The organism is Kribbella sp. NPDC059898 (assembly GCF_042730855.1).
GTDB lineage: Bacteria > Actinomycetota > Actinomycetes > Propionibacteriales > Kribbellaceae > Kribbella.
On the sequence record NZ_JBHWKR010000001.1, the window covers coordinates 565,696 to 580,835 of the forward strand.

14 protein-coding genes are annotated in these 15,140 nt (G+C 69.8%); 7 read left to right on the top strand and 7 right to left on the bottom strand.

Annotation, left to right across the window (positions count from 1 at the left end; translation table 11 throughout):
* The first annotated feature begins 22 nt into the window (after window positions 1-22).
* The 4 genes from ACFV9C_RS02815 to ACFV9C_RS02830 all read left to right on the top strand — a co-directional run bounded on the left by ACFV9C_RS02815 (window position 23) and on the right by ACFV9C_RS02830 (window position 4,001).
* On the top strand, window positions 23-502 hold the full coding sequence (locus ACFV9C_RS02815) for a DUF4446 family protein (protein ID WP_380190342.1): 480 nt from the start codon (window positions 23-25) through the stop codon (window positions 500-502).
* Window positions 503-686: 184 nt separating this feature from the next.
* Window positions 687-938 (top strand): hypothetical protein, encoded by a 252-nt coding sequence (locus tag ACFV9C_RS02820; protein WP_380190343.1) that lies wholly within the window; start codon window positions 687-689, stop codon window positions 936-938.
* A 91-nt stretch (window positions 939-1,029) separates the two neighbouring features.
* Window positions 1,030-3,258, top strand: coding sequence for a BTAD domain-containing putative transcriptional regulator (locus ACFV9C_RS02825; protein ID WP_380190344.1), 2,229 nt, complete (start codon window positions 1,030-1,032; stop codon window positions 3,256-3,258).
* A complete protein-coding gene (locus ACFV9C_RS02830) occupies window positions 3,144-4,001 on the top strand; it encodes a hypothetical protein (RefSeq protein WP_380190345.1) in 858 nt (285 codons plus the stop codon). Before ACFV9C_RS02825 ends, ACFV9C_RS02830 begins: the two co-directional genes overlap by 115 nt.
* Window positions 4,002-4,098: 97 nt before the next feature.
* Here the strand turns inward: ACFV9C_RS02830 and ACFV9C_RS02835 are convergent, their stop codons facing one another.
* Window positions 4,099-5,694: a diacylglycerol kinase family protein gene (locus ACFV9C_RS02835; protein ID WP_380190346.1), complete on the bottom strand. Its 1,596-nt coding sequence runs from the start codon at window positions 5,692-5,694 to the stop codon at window positions 4,099-4,101.
* A 92-nt stretch (window positions 5,695-5,786) separates the two neighbouring features.
* On the opposite strand from ACFV9C_RS02835, the gene serS reads away from it, so the two are divergent.
* Together serS and ACFV9C_RS02845 are read left to right on the top strand one after the other, a co-directional pair.
* Complete coding sequence (gene serS / locus ACFV9C_RS02840; RefSeq protein WP_380190347.1) at window positions 5,787-7,061, top strand: serine--tRNA ligase; 1,275 nt, start codon at window positions 5,787-5,789, stop codon at window positions 7,059-7,061.
* Window positions 7,058-7,846: an HAD family hydrolase gene (locus ACFV9C_RS02845; protein ID WP_380190348.1), complete on the top strand. Its 789-nt coding sequence runs from the start codon at window positions 7,058-7,060 to the stop codon at window positions 7,844-7,846. Before serS ends, ACFV9C_RS02845 begins: the two co-directional genes overlap by 4 nt.
* 121 nt (window positions 7,847-7,967) lie before the next feature.
* Here the strand turns inward: ACFV9C_RS02845 and ACFV9C_RS02850 are convergent, their stop codons facing one another.
* A complete protein-coding gene (locus tag ACFV9C_RS02850; RefSeq protein WP_380190349.1) occupies window positions 7,968-8,474 on the bottom strand; it encodes a WhiB family transcriptional regulator in 507 nt (168 codons plus the stop codon).
* 621 nt (window positions 8,475-9,095) lie between these two features.
* On the opposite strand from ACFV9C_RS02850, the gene ACFV9C_RS02855 reads away from it, so the two are divergent.
* Window positions 9,096-9,896, top strand: coding sequence for an HAD family hydrolase (locus ACFV9C_RS02855; protein ID WP_380190350.1), 801 nt, complete (start codon window positions 9,096-9,098; stop codon window positions 9,894-9,896).
* A 5-nt stretch (window positions 9,897-9,901) separates the two neighbouring features.
* On the opposite strand, the gene ACFV9C_RS02860 is transcribed toward ACFV9C_RS02855, so the two are convergent.
* From ACFV9C_RS02860 to ACFV9C_RS02880, 5 genes are all read right to left on the bottom strand, one after another.
* Window positions 9,902-10,507, bottom strand: a complete 606-nt coding sequence (locus tag ACFV9C_RS02860; protein ID WP_380190351.1) for a bacterial proteasome activator family protein — start codon at window positions 10,505-10,507, stop codon at window positions 9,902-9,904.
* Window positions 10,508-10,516: 9 nt separating this feature from the next.
* Window positions 10,517-11,053 carry a CGNR zinc finger domain-containing protein gene (locus ACFV9C_RS02865; protein WP_380190352.1) on the bottom strand — a complete coding sequence of 179 codons (537 nt, stop codon included), beginning with the start codon at window positions 11,051-11,053 and terminating at the stop codon, window positions 10,517-10,519.
* Window positions 11,054-11,222: 169 nt separating this feature from the next.
* Window positions 11,223-13,832, bottom strand: coding sequence for an FtsX-like permease family protein (locus ACFV9C_RS02870; protein ID WP_380190353.1), 2,610 nt, complete (start codon window positions 13,830-13,832; stop codon window positions 11,223-11,225).
* Complete coding sequence (locus ACFV9C_RS02875; RefSeq protein ID WP_380190354.1) at window positions 13,832-14,548, bottom strand: ABC transporter ATP-binding protein; 717 nt, start codon at window positions 14,546-14,548, stop codon at window positions 13,832-13,834. Before ACFV9C_RS02875 ends, ACFV9C_RS02870 begins: the two co-directional genes overlap by 1 nt.
* Window positions 14,545-15,117: a PadR family transcriptional regulator gene (locus ACFV9C_RS02880; RefSeq protein ID WP_380190355.1), complete on the bottom strand. Its 573-nt coding sequence runs from the start codon at window positions 15,115-15,117 to the stop codon at window positions 14,545-14,547. Before ACFV9C_RS02880 ends, ACFV9C_RS02875 begins: the two co-directional genes overlap by 4 nt.
* Between the last annotated feature and the right edge of the window lie 23 nt (window positions 15,118-15,140).

Below are 15,140 nucleotides of genomic sequence, written 5' to 3' on the forward strand. Positions count from 1 at the left end.
CGATGCCTTAGGCTCTAGTCCTGTGTCTTCGACGTTAGCCGGTGCCTTCGGGGTCGCCGCCCTCTTTGTGGCGGTGCTTGCCCTGGTGTTCGCGATCCAGGCCCTGCGGGCCCGGACGGTCCCGGCTGACCAGCCCAGCACCCAGCCCGAGCCGGAACCGCAGCCCGCCCAGCCCGAGGCCAAGCCCGGCACCGTCAAGTCCGAACTCCGCCGCCTCGGCAAGGAACTCGACGTCACCCGCGGCGAACTGAAGGAAACCCTCCAGCACCTCGCAATCGTCCGGTACGACGCCTTCGGCGACACCGGCGGCAAGCTCTCCTGGTCGATGGCACTCCTCGACGACCACGGCGACGGCGTCGTCCTCACCTCGATCAACAGCCGCGCCGACGCCCGCACGTACGCGAAGGAAATCAAGTCCTTCACCAGCGAGTCGAAGCTCTCCCCCGAAGAGGAAGAAGCCATCGACACCCTCCACAAAGAAGCCGGCCCCACCGTCAACTGAGGAAACCCCCGGCGCGCTCCGCGGCTGACTGTACAAGCGGAGGTGGTGCCTGAGGCTGCCGGTGGTGAGCGGACAGTAGTGCGTCGTGAGCGAGTGGTTAGCGGATGGTGAGTGGGCTCGGCGAGCCTGTGCGCGTCATCCCGTTCGGTCCGTCGGGTGCGGCGGGCCTCAGGAAGGAGCCACGATGTCCACTTTCCGTAAGTCTGCTGTGCTGACCGGTGCGCTCGCCACCGGTGTCATGGCGGTGTCCTTCGCCACCGCCGGCATCGCGTCGGCCAGCACGGTGAGCGGCGGCTGGTACAGCACCAGCGGTGCCTGCAACCAGTCCGGCAAGAACATCACCGGCAACCCGTCGAGCCCGTACGAGGGCTGGTCCTGGAGCTGCACCTACGTCGGCTCGCACAGCCCGCACTGGCACCTGGTCCTCAGCAGCTGAGCAGTACCCGATGACCTCAACGCCCCCGATCGCAGTCGACGGCCGGGGGCGTTGAGCTACGCGTGCGCCCGATCGTGACCGAGAATGTGCCGTGCACTTTCGCGTTCTCGGGCCGGTCGAGGTGGCAGGCGAACCCGTCGCCCTCGGCGGCCGGGAGCGGCTCGTCCTGTCGATGCTGCTGATCAACGCCGACCGGGTCACGTCGTCCGACCGGCTGATCGACACCGTGTGGCCGTCACCGCCGCAGTCCGCCCGGCAGCAGTTGCACAACATCATCGCCCGGCTGCGCCGCAAGCTGGACGCGACCGGGGCACTCATCGTGACCCGTCCGCTGGGCTATCAGCTCGCTCTCACCGACCACGGGCTCGACCTGCACGAGTTCCGGCTGCAGGTCGCCCGCGGGCGGGAGTACCTGCGTGACGAGCAGTACGACGACGCCCGGAGCGAGCTGGACGCAGCGTTGGCACTGTGGCACGGGGACGCGCTCGCCGACCTGTCCGGTGACTGGGCCGCGGCGACCCGCGAGTCCCTGCACCGTGAGCGGGTCGCGGCCGGCGAAACGCTCGCCCAAGCGCAGCTCGCCAGGCATGATCACGCCGGTGTCCTCGAGACGGTGCACGCCCTGCTGGCCGCCGATCCACTCCACGAAGGTCTGCACGACCTTCGGTTGCGCGCCCTGGCCCGGAGCGGTCGGCGTACCGAGGCGCTGAGCGCCTACCAGGACCTGCGACGCCAGTTGGTCGCCGAGTTCGGTGTCGAGCCCGGGCAGGATCTCCAGGAAACCCACTCCAGCCTCCTGCGCGACGGCGACCCACCGTCGGCGTCTCCTCGGCACGTGCCCCGTCAGCTGCCCCGCCCCGTCGCTCTGGTCGGACGGGACGACCTCCTCGCGCAGCTGACCGAGGTCTTGCGGGCGCCTGAACCCAGTCCAGGCACGGTCCTCCTTGTCGGCGCAGGCGGCATCGGCAAGACCTCACTAGCCGTCGCTCTCGCCGACCGCGTGCAGAACGCGTACCCCGACGGCACCTTGTACGCCGAGCTGGACGGCACCTCGCCCGACCCGCGGGACCCCGACGAAATCATCGACAGATTCCTGCGAGCTCTCGGTGCCACCGCTCCGCCCGCCCACGTGGCGCGTGACGAGCGGCTGGCGCTCTATCGCAGTACGATCGCCAACCGCCGGGTGCTGGTGGTCCTGGACGACGCCCTCGACGAACGACAGGTCCGCGATCTGCTCCCGCCGTCGCCGCGTTCGGCCGCGATCGTCACCTCACGCCACCGGCTCGCCGGGCTCGCCGGAGTGCTCCGCCGCAACGTGCCGACCCTGTCGACCGAGGTGGCTGTCGAGTTGCTGCACGCCGGTCGCGACGCGGGCGAGTTGGAGCCCCGGCTGGCCCGGTCCGCCGTACAACTGTGCGGGCGGCTCCCGCTCGCCTTGATGGTCGTTGCGGCCCGGCTTGCGTCCGGCGTCGTCGGTCTGTCCGAAGTGGTCGACCATCTCAGCGAGGAGCACATCCGCCTGGACGAGCTCGCGATCGGGGACGCCGACGTACGGGCCAGCATCGCGTTGTCGTACGACGGACACCTGTCCGGACCGGCTCAGCGACTGCTCCGACGCGTAGCTGTCGCCTCGGTGACGACCTGGCCGGCGTGGTTCGCCGGCGTACTGCTGGAGGACGACGTACCGCTGGGATCGAGATCGCTGGACGAGCTCGTCGACGTCCATCTCGTCGAGCCGGTCGGTCGGGATGCCGCGGGACAGCTCCGGTTCACCCTGCACCCGCTGGTCGCCGCATTCGCCGGCGAGCGAGCTGCCCTGGAGGAGGACCCGAGCAGGGTGACTTGGTGCCGGCGGACCGCCGCCATGGCCTGGTTGGGGCTGGCGTCGCAGGCCGACGACGGCTTCGGTCACGGCATGCGCCCGGTGATCGGCCCGGACGGCGCTACGGTTCCGGCGGGTGTCCCGCCCCGCCGGGTGACCGTCGCCGCCGAGCAACCCTCGGCTTGGTTCGACGCTGAGATCGACAGCATCCGTGACCTCGTCCACACGCTGAGCGCGATGGTGAGGTCGATCTGGCGGCCGCGCTCGCGCTGCGTTCGGACGGGTACCTCGTCGTCTGCGGCGAGGAGCACGTCCGAGCGGGTCTGCTGCGTCGGGTCGTCGACTGTTCGGACCCGGTACTGCGTTGGGGGGTCCTGCGGTCGTTGTTCCACACGGCCGCCGAGGCCGGACGGTACTCCGAGCTGGCCGAGCTGGCACAGTCGCAGCTCGCCGTCGCGCGCGAACTCGAGGCCGGGTCGATGGAGCAGATCGCGCTGATACAGCTCGGCTGCGCACTGCGCGAGCTCGGTTGCTTCGAGGAGGCGGCGGCCCGCTTCGAAGAAGCCGCGGCCCTCGCGCACGACGACACCATGGTCCAGGCCATGGCCCACGGACACCTCGGGACGATGCTGGCCCGCACCGGACACCCCGCCCGGGGCGCGGCCCTGGTCGCCGAGAACGTGCAGGCCGAACGGCTGCGCGGGCCGTCCCGCCGACTGAGCATCTGGCTGATCACGTACGCCGATTGCCTCGCGCTGACCGGCGACGTCGCGGCGGCCGAGCAGTCGCTGGACGAGGCCGAACAGCTCGCACTGAGCCTGGAGGACCGCAACGTCCTTCTCGACCTCGCCGAAACCCGAGCGGCGATCGCGCTGCGGGCCGATGACGTCGATCGCGCCGAGCGCATCCTCGACGACAGCACGGCGTCGTACGGCCCGAGCGCCCCAGAACCGGAGCCGACAGACGGGGAGCTGCGCATACGTGCCGACCTGCTGCTCGCCCGCGGGCGAGCCACTGAGGCCGCCCCGCTGCTCGAGCGAGCCCTGCGTCGCCACCGGCGCGAGGGCGTACGACTGGAGGTCGCCCATGACCTTGTCCGGCTCGCGGTGGTCTACGCGGCTCTCGGCGAACAGGATCGAGCCCAGCAACAGCACTCCGAACTCGTCACCCTGCTGCGAGACCTCGGCATCGGCGTCGCCGACCTGCGGCTTCCCCCGGTCGTCGCAGCTCACACCCCCTGACGCAACCAACCCGTCCGCGCGCTCCGTGTGGAGTCGGTAAGCCTCCGCTCTCGAGTCGGGCGGGGCTGCGAGGGCGGATGTCAGTCCCTGTCAGCTTTTACCGGCGTTTGGGGACGCGGGCGGTCAATGCGCCGGGTTCGATTTCGGTGACGAGGTAGCGGCCGGGGCCGATGGGGTCGCCGTCGAGTTGGCGTTGGACGTCGACGGCGGCGTGGATTTCGACCTTGCGGCCGGTGAAGCGCTCGAGGTACATGTCGGTGCGCTTGGTGCGGGTCATCATCCCCCACAGGACGATCGGCCACTGGGTCACCCGCCGCGGGGCGATCACCACGACGTCGAGGAGGCCGTCGTCGGGGCGGGCGTCGGGGAGGAGCGGGATGTTCGCCTGGAGCATGCCGACGTTCCCGACCACCACGGTGCGGACGCGGCGCTCGATCGGTTCGGCGTCGTCGATGGTGATCTGGACCCGGACGGACGGGTGGTTCACGTTCTTCGCCGCCGACACCAGGTACGCCGTCCACCCGATCTGCTTCTTCAGGTGCGGTGGCGCGTCGGACATGATCGCGGCGTCCAGCCCGAGGCCGGCCATCACGGCGTACCGGTCGTTGTCCAGCTCGTCGCCGTGGACGGCGACCAGGTCGATCCGCCGGTCGCGGCCCTCGAGGATGCGCTCCAGCGCGTCGTCCAGGTCGAGCGGGATGTGCAGGTTCCGGGCCAGTAGGTTCCCGGTGCCGGCCGGGATCACGCCGACCGGGATGCCGGTGTGCGCGAGCGCCGAGCAGACCACCCGGACCGTACCGTCGCCACCCGCGACCAGCACCAGGTCCGACTCGTACTCGATCGCCTGCTTCGCCATCGCGTTGCCCGCGTCGTCCTCGCGGGTCTCCAGCCACAGCGGGTCGTCGTACCCGCGGACCGCGAGCGCCCGCGTCACCTTCCGGCGGAACGCGACGCCGTCGCCGACCTTGATCGGGTTCACGATCACGGCCGCCCGCGGCGGGGCCGTCGTACCGTCGACCTCGGAGGCCGTCCGTCGCCTGCGCCGCCGCAGCCCGGGCCGCAGGCCGAAGCCGATCGACGTCGCGGTCAGGATCGCCAGCCCGAGCGCCCAGCCGCCGAGCACGTCGGACACGTAGTGCACGTCGAGCGCGATCCGGTCCGCGGACACGATCCACACCACCGCGATCACCGGCAGCAGCACCAGCAGCCGGAACCGCCGCCGCCAGCCGCGCACCGACGGCAGGACGACGCCCAGCGCCCCGGCCAGGACGAACGCCGCGGTCGCGTGCCCGGAGACGTACGAGAACCCGCTCGTCTCGACCAGCATCCCAGTCGGGCGTTCGCGCTCGAAGACCGCCTTCACGACCTGGACCAGGACCAGCTCGGCGAGAGCGGACGTGAGCAGCCAGATCGTCAGCAGCCGCGCCCGCCGCTGCCAGAGGTACGCCGCGACGACCGCGATCACCGCCCGCATCGTCCAGGGCACCGCCACCTGACTGACGACCTGCCAGAAGTCGACCAGCGACTCGTGCGCGGCGCCGTACGCCGAGGCACGCGCCGCGACCGACTGGTCCCAGCGGGCGAGCGGCGGCCAGTGCTTGAAGACGAGCAGCGTGATGACCGTGAACGGCAACACCCCCAGGACGACCGTGAGCGCACGGCCGATCGCGGTACTGGGTGGGTGGTGGTTCATCGGCCGCTCGGATCCCCCTCGACGATGGTGTTGCCAGCCCATCATCCCGAATAGACTTCGCCGGTTCAGACACGCCCCGATACCCTCAGGGTGTGATTGACGCGAAACTGCTCCGTGAGAACCCCGATGTCGTCCGCGCCGCCCTGACCAAGCGTGGCGAGAGTACCGAGGTGGTGGACCAGATCCTGGTCGCCGACAGTGCGCGTCGATCGTCCATCTCCGCCTTCGAGGCGCTCCGGGCCGAGCAGAAGTCGCTCGGCAAGCAGGTCGCCCAGGCCAAGGGCGACGAGCGGGCCGCGCTGCTGGAGCGCACCAAGACGCTGGCCGCCGAGGTGAAGGCCAACGAGGCCGTCGCGAACGAGGCCGGCAGCCGGTACGACGCGCTCGCCGCCGCGCTGCCCAACCTGGTCTCGGACGAGGCCCCGGTCGGCGGCGAGGACGACTTCGTCGTGGTGGAGGAGGTCGGCAAGCCGCGCGACTTCGCCGCCGAGGGGTTCGAGCCCCGCGACCACCTCGAGCTGGGCGAGCTGCTCGGCGCGATCGACATGGAGCGCGGCGCCAAGATCTCGGGCAGCCGGTTCTACTTCCTCAAGGGCGCCGGGATGCTGCTGCAGCTCGGCATGCTGCAGCTGGCGGTCCAGCAGGCGGTGGAGAACGGCTTCACCCCGATGATCACGCCCACGCTGGTCAAGCCCGAGGTGATGGGCGGCACCGGCTACCTGTCGGCGCACGACGACGTCTACCGCCTCGAGGACCCCGAGCTGTACCTGACCGGTACGTCGGAGGTCGCGCTGGCCGGGTACCACATGGACGAGATCCTCGACCTGTCCGACGGCCCGCTCCGGTACGCCGGCTGGTCGTCGTGCTACCGCAAGGAAGCCGGGTCGCACGGCAAGGACACCCGCGGGATCATCCGCGTCCACCAGTTCGACAAGGTCGAGATGTTCTCCTACTGCAGGCTGGAGGATGCGGCCGCCGAGCACCTGCGGCTGCTGGCCTGGGAGAAGGAGATGCTCGACAAGATGGAGCTCAGCTACCGGGTGATCGACACCGCCACCGGCGACCTCGGCATCTCGGCGTACCGGAAGTTCGACTGCGAGGCGTGGGTGCCGACGCAGGGCCGGTACCGCGAGCTGACCTCGACGTCGAACTGCACGGACTTCCAGGCCCGCCGGCTGAACATCCGGCACCGGGACGCCGACGGGAAGACGCAGCCGGTCGCGACGCTGAACGGCACGCTCGCCACCACCCGCTGGATCGTCGCGATCCTGGAGACGCACCAGCTGGCCGACGGGTCGGTCCGGGTTCCGACCGCGCTGAGGCCGTACGTCGGTGGCCGTGAGGTTCTCGAACCGGTCGCTCGATGACCCAACAGCCGACGGTCGTTGCCCTGGACATCGATGGCACGTTGATCGACCACGACGACACGATGTCGCCCGCGGTCCTCGACGCGGTACGGCGGGCCGCCGCACGGGTGCCCGTCGTACTGGCCACCGGCCGTGCCTGGTCGACGACCAGGCCGATCGCCGAGCGGCTGGGCCTGCCTGCGGGCGGATTCGTTGTCTGTAGCAACGGTGCGCGCACGATGCGCTACCCGGACGGCGCGGTCGTCGACGAGCGGACGTTCGACCCGTCGACGGTGATCGACTCGGTACGCCGGTACGCGCCGAACGCCCGGATGGCCGTCGAGGACAGCGACGGCAGCTACCTGGTCACCGCGCCGTTCCCGGACGGCGACCTCGGGGCGAACGCACAGATCCGCGTGGTCCGCGACGACGAGCTCGCACCGCAGCCGGTGACCAGGCTGATCATCCGCGACCCGGAGCAGTCCGAGAACGACTTCGTCCAACTGGCGGAACGGCTCGGCCTGCACGGGGTCAGCTACTTCGTCGGCTGGACAGCGTGGCTCGACATCGCACCGGAGGGCGTGGACAAGTCGACCGGCCTCAAGGTCGCGCTCGCACAGCTCGACCTGGATCCGTCCGGCCTGCTGGCGATCGGCGACGGCCGCAACGACATCGAGATGCTCACGTACGCCGGTCACGGCGTCGCGATGGGGTCCGCGCCCGAAGAGGTCAAGCTGGCCGCCGACGAGGTGACGAAGTCGGTCCAGGACGACGGTGTCGCCGCCGTACTCAACCGCTGGTTCTGACGCAACCCTTTCGGCGACAGCCGAAATTCTTGACAGCTGACAAGCAAAGGCCCGGAAACCCTGTGTGTACAGGATTTCCGGGCCTTCGACCTGATAGCCAGCTGGCGGGTCGGCTGTCAGGTCAGGCGACTCGGGTGCTGCCCGTCCGGCGCTGCTGGTGCTGCTCGACGACCGTGTCGAACGCGTCCAGCACCGCGCTGACCTGCGGCCGGGGCCGCGGGGTCTTGGCCGCCGGGCTCTGACCGCGACGCGCACGCCGCAGGTGCCGCTTCACCGTCGACAGCGAGCAGCCGAGGCGCATGGCCAGCGACTCGAGGCTGTCGTTCGGGTACTGGGTACGCAGCCGCAGGACCTCTTCGTGGCTCACCGGCCGGCGCGTCCCCCGCGCGCCGGCAAGCTGGTCGAAGTCGTCGGCCTGCACCTCGACGTCGAGCAGGTTCCGGATCGAACGCCGTTGTGCGGCGGTGGTTCCGGCGACGAAACCGCTCACGTCGTGCTCCGCGACCGCGCTGTACAGGCAGTCGGTGAAGAGCGGGCAGGAGGCGCACAGCGCCTTCGCTTCGCGGACGAGCTGGTCGTACCGCTCGCGGGTACGGCGGGTTGCAGAGGCAGGCGGCGGCTCTTCCATCAGGCGGTGCTGAAAAACATCAGTTCGGGCAATACAACCGGTGATTGCCCCTTCCCTGTTGGAAGATGTGTCGACAGCCGCTCGAGAGCTACTGCCCCCCGGCCCCGCTAGGTTGGCGCTGTTGACGGTCATCAAGGCTCCCCAAGTATCAGGACCCGAGTGAACGAACGGTGAACGACGTTCGTTCGCAAGGCTCCACTAGCTGGTGGACCCGCACTTTGTTGCCGGCCCACCATGTCGTCCCGGGCGTGGGACGTACCGATCCATAACTCTTGACGTCAGTGCCGCGGTTTTGGTTGCAGCCAATTCCGCAACAGTTCTTCGACGTTTGTGTGTGCTTCCGGAGGTGGGGCGGCATCAGTCGCGCTGATCCAGAACACGCATACGACGCGGCCGAACAGCCCCCGGTTCCCCACCAGACCTCCGCATGAAATCACGCGCCAACCGTGCGATGCAGGGGAACTTGCTGCCTTTGCAGCATCCTGCCGTAACGGTCTGATGACGTTGTCAAAAGCTCAACGAGATAAGTCAAAAAGACTTGAATCCCGCCGCCGACCGCTTGCGCCCAGGGTACTTGGAAGGGTAATGCGAGCTGGGGTCGTCCAAGGCTACGGTGGCCCGGTGAGTACTCCCCGCCTGATAGCCACCGACCTCGACGGAACGCTCGTCCGCAGTGACGGAACGATCTCCGACCGAACCCGTGCCGCGGTGCTCGCGGCCCAGGCCGCCGGAAGTGTTTTCGTGATGGTCACCGCCCGGCCACCTCGCTGGCTGCACGACCTCGCCTACCTGGTCGGCGAGCATGGTGTCGCGATTGTTGCCAACGGCGCCATTCTGTACGACGTCCCGCACCGTAAGGCGATCCGGACGCGGCTGATCGATCCGGCCGTCGGGCTGGAGGTCGCGCGGGCGATCCGGGCGGCGATTCCCGACGTACAGTTCGCCATCGAGCGACCGAACCGCTACGGACAGGAACCGGTCTACCTGAACCGCTGGCCGCAACCCGATGACACGTTGGTCGCGAGCGTCGAGGAACTGCTCGCCGAGCCGGCCGCGAAGCTGTTGGTGCGGCACCCGAGTCTGCACTCCGACGACCTGCTCGCACTGGTGAATCCGTTGGTGGGCCAACGAGTGACCGCCAGTCACAGCGGAGGTCACGGTTTGGTGGAGATTTCTGCCACCGGCGTCTCGAAGGCGGCGATGCTGGCCGATTTCGCCGCCACACAAGGGATCTCGGCTGCTGAGACGATCGCCTTCGGTGACTCGGTCAACGATCTGCCGATGCTCGCCTGGGCCGGTACGTCGTACGGTGTCGCGAACGCACACCCCGATGTCCTCGCGGTCGTCGACCGGACGGCCCCTTCGAACGACGAGGACGGCGTCGCCGCCGTCCTCGAAGAGTTCTTCCAGCCTTTGAACTAAGGGGTCTACAGGTACATCCCGCCGCTGCCCGGGCCGTCGGTGCCGGCCTGCGGTGCGTCGGGGAACTGCCCGTCCGGCGGCAGTTGCTGCCCGCCGGGGAGTGCACGGCGCATCTGCTCCAGCTGCTGCCGTGCGGCCATCTGCTGCGCGAACAGCGCGGTCTGGATGCCGTGGAACAGGCCCTCGAGCCAGCCCACCAGCTGCGCCTGCGCGATCCGCAGCTCGGCGTCGGTGGGCGTGCTGTCGTCGGTGAAGTCGAGGCTGAGTCGCTCCAGTTCCTCGACCAGCTCCGGCGCCAGGCCGCTCTCCAGCTCCTTGATCGACGCTTCGTGGATCGACCGCAGTCGCGCCCGGGAGGCCTCGTCGAGCGGTGCCGACTTCACCTCCTCCAGCAGCTGCCGGATCATATTGGCGACCCGCATCACCTTGGCCGGCTGTTCGACCAGCTCGGTCACCGAACGCGGCTCGTCGTCGGGTTCGTCGTGGTCCTTGTCGGAGCGCGGCGGTCCCTCGACGGCCATGCCGTCCGGCCCGACGATCAGCACCTTGCCGTCTTCGGTCCGCGCCCCGGCCATCGGAACTCCCTGGCCTTCGCTGCTGCTCTCGCTCATCTCCCCATCCTAGGCGCCGGGCGTGCGGGCACGGTGGCGGCGTACGGCGTCCCGGTTGGCGCAGGCGGGGCTGCAGTAGCGCTGGCGGCCGGTGCGGGAGAGGTCGGCGTAAACGTTGTCGCAGCCGGCTGTCGCGCACCGGCCCAGGCGGGTGATGCCGCGGCCCGCCAGGTGCAGCGCCGTACCGGTGCTGATCAGCGTCGCGACCAGCCGTCCGACGGGAACGTGGTCCGGCCGGTAGTGCACATGCCAGCCGTCGCCGGCGTGGTTGGTGAGCCGCGGGTGCTCGGTGTACTTCGCAAGCATCGCGTTCACCAGCTCGACCCGGGTCTGCTCGTCGGCCGCGTCCACGACCTGCAGCCACTCGTCGAGTGCGATCCGTACGGCGGCCAGGTCCGCGGCAGTCACCTGCCGGTCCCGCACCAGGCGGCTCTCGACCCCGCTCTCCTCGCACCGCTCCGCCAGCTCCTCCGGCGTGTGCGCCGGCCGGGTGACCAGGTTCACCGCGAGCAGCACCGCGTCGGCGCCGTAAGGGTTGAGATGCATAATGCCATTACATCACGATGGATCCATGACAGACACCCACCGGCACCGCTGGAGCGCGGTCTCCAGCCACCAGGTCAGCGAAGGCCTGGTGGTGTACCAGCAATGCGCCTGCGGCCAATGGCGCATCACCAGCACACCTCCGTACCCCGTCGCCTACCCCGAGGTCGCACTAATCGACACGACTGACCATCGGTAGCCGGGACCGCGTGAGCAACCAGGCCAGCAGACCGGCGAACAGCGGTACGACGACCACGATGCCGGCGAGCTCCGCCCACGGGACCGTGAAGCGCGGCGACCCGAACGCGGTGTGCGCGGTGTACCCGTACAGCGCGCCGACCCCCACGCCCAGCACGCAGCCCAGCTGACCGAGCACCCACGCCTGGGCCGCCGCGAGCGACCGCCGGCGCCGCGGCGGGGCGCCGATCGCGGCCAGCGTCGCGAGATCGGCCCGTCCCTCGGCGGCCGACAGCGACACCGAGATCGCGACACCGAGCAGCGTCACCACAGTGGCCGCGAGCAGGATCCCGATCAGGAACAGCCGTCCGGGATTTTGGTACCCCTTCTCCACCCGCAGGCCCTCGTCGGACCCGAGCAGCCGGCTGACCGCGGCGAGCTGGTCCTTCGACGGATCGCGGGTCAGCTCGAAGTGCACCTCGGAGACCCGGATCGTGCCGAGCTTCCGCGCCGCGTCCGGACTGATCAGCGCGGTGTCGCGGAGGAACTGCACCGCCGGCGGCTTGCCGTACGAGACAGCGTCCAGGTTCTTCAGCATCCGCTCGCTGTCATCGTTGTGCATGGCAACCTTCTGCCCCGCCTTCAACGGAACGCCCGGCAGGACGACCTTGCCTTCCCGTATCCCGGCCGCCACCTTCTCGCCGTACTCGCCGAACTTCGCGACGAACGCCGGATCCACCGCCAGCAGCGCGAACCCGTTGGTGCCCTCGAAGTTCTGCGGCGTCGCGACCGCGAGGACCGGCGTGTAGCCGTACTGGTTGACCTTCGCGTTCGGCAGCAGTACGTCGCCGAGCTGGTACTGCTGCCGTACCGGCAGGATCCCGTCCAGTCTGGTGACCAGCTCCGGCCGGTACGTCAGCGCCCCCGGAATGCCCTGGTCGAACCGCAGTACGGCGTTGCCGTGCTTGCTGACCGCGACGTAGTTCGCCGCGTCCGCCGCGATCGAGTTGGCGGCGGCGAACGCGACCGCCGCCGTACCGGCGACCGCCATCATGATCGCCGCTGTCGCAGGACCAGTCCGGTGCCGGTGCCGGGACGCGTCGCGGAGCGCCATCCGGCCGCTCAACGGCAGCATCCGGGCCAGACCGGCCGCCTTCGCGACCAGGCTCGGCAGCATCCACACCAGCGCGATGACGGCGGCCGTGATCCCGAGCAGCACCAGCGCGATCGGGCCGTTGGGAGTCGCGGTCGCCTGGTTGCCCAGCTGTGAGTTCCGCGCCGACTTCAGCGCCGATCCGAGCTGAGCGCTGCCTGCGAACACGCAGACCAGTCCGACGGCAAGCAACACGACCGCGACGATCCGGATCCGCGCAGCCTTCGCGGTCACCGTGAACCGTCCGGCCAGCGCGGCCATCGGCGCCTGCCGCCCGGCACTGATCGCCGGTACGACGGCCGCCGCGAGCCCGGCGCCGACGCCGAGGACCGCGATCCCGGCGATCGTCCCCCACGGGATCTGCCAGGCCGTGAAGATCGAATCGGTCATCGCCTCCCAGAGCGGCTTCGCGCTGAACACGGTGGCGCCCGCGATCACGAGTCCGCCGAGCACCCCGACCAGTCCGGCGAACAGCCCCTGCATCACCACGATCCGCCGCACGTCGCCCGGCGTACCACCCGCGGCCATCACCAGCCCGAGCTCCCGCGTCTGCCGGCGCGCGCCGACCGCGAACGCGGTCCCGGCGAGCAGCACGATCTCCAGGATCCCGAAGCCGATCACCAGCGCCATCGCGGCGTACGGACCGAGATCGGCCGCGGAGGTTCCGTACGGCGCCGGCGGCGGGTCGATGATGGTTGCCCGCGGCAAGAGAAAGAGCCCCTGGCCGGGGAGCTGGGCGTTGAGCTGAGCCGGGTCGACCGAGTCCGGTAGGTCGACGAGATACTCGACGGTGCGGGTAGGGTCAGGATTGGCCAGGGCGTTGTCCGGCGTACCGAAGACGGTCGGCGTGCTGTGGTTGGTGAGCATCCGGGCGATGCCGACCACGGTGTACTTCGTACCGTCGGCGCTGACCACGGTGTCGGTCGACCCGAGCTTTTTCGCCAGCGCCGGCGAGATCGCGACCTCGTCGGCCTTCGCGGGCATCCGGCCCTTGTCCACCTTGACCGTCCCGGTGGCCAGCGGATTCGCGCCGTCGCCGATGATCAGCGTGGCGGAGGTCCGTGAGTCCGCGGTCCGCAGCTCGGCCATCCCGGAGTCGACGAGCTGGCGCGCAACCTTGCTCCCGGGCGGCAGCAGCGGCAGTGGGTCGAACGTACCCGGTGTCCGGACGGCCTTCTCGTGCCCGTCGGCAGGCGGCGGCTCGCCATAGATCTCCTGCCCCGGCGTGACCTGGACCTTGTCGTACTGCGTGACGTCGAGCTGAGCGTCGGCGCGTCCGATCGTGGTGTTCGCGAGCACCTCGCCGCTCGGACTCGCGGTCTTCAGGACGATGCCCAGCCAGGTCGCAGCGAGCACGGGCAGGCCGATCAGGGCCGCGACGAGAAGCGTCCGGCCGAGCGATCTTCGCGCCGTACGGCGAGCGATCCGCAGCGGCGGCCCCCACTGACCCATCAGTTGCTCTCCTGCAGCAGCGCATCCGCGTCGAGCAGCGGACCCGACTGACCGACGAGTACGCCGTCGCGCAGGTAGACCACGCGGTCCGCCCAGGCGGCGTGGCGGGCGTCGTGCGTGACGAGTACGCCGCCGATGCCGTGCTGGTCGCAGCGGTCGCGGAGCAGTCGCAGGACGGCTTCACCGGTGTCCGAGTCGAGTGCCCCGGTCGGCTCGTCCGCGAGCAGCAGCCGGCGCTCGCCGACGATCGCGCGGGCGATCGCGACGCGTTGCCGCTGGCCGCCGGACATGTCGTCGGGGAAGCGGTCCGCGAGTTCGCCGATGCCCACCTCCTCCAGCGCGGTGACGGCGTACTTGCGGGCGCTGCGGCTGCGGGTGCCGTCCAGTTCGAGCGGCAGCGCGACGTTCTCGGCGGCGGTGAGGGCCGGGATCAGGTTGAAGTCCTGGAACACGTAGCCGATCCGGCGCCGGCGGAGCGCGGCCACGGCGTTCGTGCCGAGGGTCGCCAGGTCGTTGCCGTCGACAAGTACTTCGCCGCTGGTCGGGCGGTCGAGACCGCCGGCGCAGGTCAGCAACGTCGACTTGCCGGAACCGGACGGGCCCATGACGGCGACCAGTTCGCCGGCGGCGACGCCCAGATCCACGCCACGCAAGGCGTGCACGGCCTGCTCGCCGTCGCCGTGGGTCCTGGTCAGGTTGCGGATGTCGAGGATCATGAGCGGGTCTCCTGTTCCTCCGGCGCGTCGTACTTCTGCGGAACGGCGCGCGGTTTGCCGCGGTGGCGTAAGAGCATGGCCTCGCAGTGGTCGAGCCAGCGGATCTCGGCCTCGGCGCCGAAGATCATCGACTCGATCACGAGCTGCCAGGAGATCTCGGCCTCGGAGCTGTTCCGCTTGAGCCGGGTCAGCTCCTGCAGGGACTGCATCGTAGACATGCGCTGCTGCTGGACCACGGCGCTGACGTCGACGCCCGGTACGGCGAGCGCGAGCGCGAGCTTGATCGCCAGCTCGTCGCGCGGCCGCGACTCCCGGGTCACGGGGGTCGCGAACCACTTCGCCAGCTCGGTCCGGCCGGCGTCGGTGATCTCGTACATCGACCGTCCGTCGCCCTCGCTGGACGCGGCCCGGACCAGTCCGTCGCGCTCCAGCCGGGTGAGTGTGGTGTAGACCTGCCCGATGTTCAGCGGCCAGGTCGCCCCGGTGGCGGCTTCGAACTCACCGCGGAGCTGGTAGCCGTACTTCGGCTCGTCCTGGAGCAACGCCAGCAATCCATGCTTGATCGACATGGATACCGAGTATGCATACTGGG